Origin of the sequence: Streptococcus sp. DD12 (assembly GCF_001578885.1) — a bacterium.
Lineage (GTDB): Bacteria > Bacillota > Bacilli > Lactobacillales > Streptococcaceae > Streptococcus.
Window position 1 is genome coordinate 1 of the sequence record NZ_KQ969504.1, and the last position, 250, is coordinate 250.

Sequence of the window (250 nt, forward strand, 5' to 3'; positions counted from 1 at the left end):
GGCGCGAGACGGAATCGAACCGCCGACACATGGAGCTTCAATCCATTGCTCTACCAACTGAGCTACCGAGCCATCAATTGCGGGAGCAGGATTTGAACCTACGACCTTCGGGTTATGAGCCCGACGAGCTACCTAACTGCTCCATCCCGCGCTATTTTTAAGGAGGATGTGGGATTCGAACCCACGCACGCTTTTACACGCCTGACGGTTTTCAAGACCGTTCCCTTCAGCCGGACTTGGGTAATCCTCC

At 54.8% G+C, this 250-nt stretch carries 3 tRNA genes; all 3 read right to left on the reverse strand.

The window, feature by feature from the left end:
• The 3 genes from STRDD12_RS08015 to STRDD12_RS08025 all read right to left on the reverse strand — a co-directional run bounded on the left by STRDD12_RS08015 (position 1) and on the right by STRDD12_RS08025 (position 250).
• Positions 1–72, reverse strand: a tRNA-Phe gene (locus tag STRDD12_RS08015).
• Positions 73–77: 5 nt separating this feature from the next.
• A tRNA-Met gene (locus STRDD12_RS08020) sits at positions 78–151 on the reverse strand.
• A gap of 9 nt (positions 152–160) precedes the next feature.
• A tRNA-Ser gene (locus STRDD12_RS08025) sits at positions 161–250 on the reverse strand.